The sequence below is a fragment of the Paraprevotella clara YIT 11840 genome (assembly GCF_000233955.1).
Classification (GTDB): domain Bacteria; phylum Bacteroidota; class Bacteroidia; order Bacteroidales; family Bacteroidaceae; genus Paraprevotella; species Paraprevotella clara.
The window spans coordinates 1-942 of record NZ_JH376622.1 but is presented as its reverse complement, the minus strand read 5'-3'; the positions used below and the strand labels follow the sequence as shown (position 1 = coordinate 942).

The window sequence follows — 942 nt, the reverse complement described above, 5'->3', positions numbered from 1 at the left end:
TTGTGGCTGTTTTTCTTTGCTTTCGGGCAGGGGGAAACAGCCTTTTCGTGTTTCAAACGGAGTATTATCTTATTCAATTGATGTATTATGATAAGAAGATTATTGATGTTCACAATTTTAGTTGGAGGGTTGTCGTGGGCGGCCGTTGCTCAAAACGTGGCGCTCAAGACCAATCTGTTGTATTGGTCTACTGTGACACCCAACCTCGGTCTTGAGGCCTCGATAGCCCGGAAGCATACGGTGCAGTTGTTTTACGGGCTCAACCCTTGGGAGCCTTCCGGAGGGGAGAGTTTGAAGCATTGGGTGGTTCAGCCCGAATACCGTTATTGGTTTTGCGAGGCTTTCAACGGGTGGTTTCTCGGTGTGCATCTGATGGGCGGCGAGTTTAACGTCGGCGAGGTGGACCTTCCGTTCGGCCTGTTCGATGATTTGTCTACCCATCGTTACGAAGGCTGGTATGCGGGCGGCGGTGTGACGGCCGGTTACCAGTGGCCCTTGTCCAGGCATTGGAACCTGGAGGCTTCGCTCGGTGTGGGGTATGACTACATCCGGTACGACAAGTTCAAGTGCGGCGAGTGCGGCGAGAAGCTCAAGTCTTCCCATGCCAATTATTTCGGCCCTACCAAGTTGGCGATAAGTGTGCTTTATGTGTTCTGATATTAAATTATGGCGTATGAAAAACTTTAGATTTCTATTATATATATGTATGGCCGGTATGGCAATCCCTTCCGGCGCGCAGGACGGAGCCATACGCATGGCGGGAAATGCGGTGGGCTTGGAAAACCTGAAGGTGGAGAGGTCCGGGAGTAATTTGGTTGTGGATATGGATTTGAGGCTGGACGACCTGAAGTTGCCTTCCAATGTCCGCTTCGTATTCACTCCTTTGGTCAAGGGGAGTGGCAATGTCCGGCAGATGTCTCCCGTGGTGGTGAACGGGCGTCG

1 protein-coding gene and 1 pseudogene are annotated in these 942 nt (G+C 51.6%); both read left to right on the top strand.

What is annotated here, in order from left to right:
• The first annotated feature begins 105 nt into the window (after window positions 1-105).
• Complete coding sequence (locus tag HMPREF9441_RS13935) at window positions 106-657, top strand: DUF3575 domain-containing protein (RefSeq protein ID WP_008622315.1); 552 nt, start codon at window positions 106-108, stop codon at window positions 655-657.
• Between the two features lie 16 nt (window positions 658-673).
• Window positions 674-942: pseudogene (locus HMPREF9441_RS13930) on the top strand (DUF3868 domain-containing protein); the annotation flags it as partial.

What these genes read in the sequence shown, in the direction of transcription:
- HMPREF9441_RS13935 (WP_008622315.1), top strand. Translation starts at nt 106, where the DNA reads ATGTTCACAATTTTAGTTGGAGGGTTGTCGTGGGCGGCCGTTGCTCAA.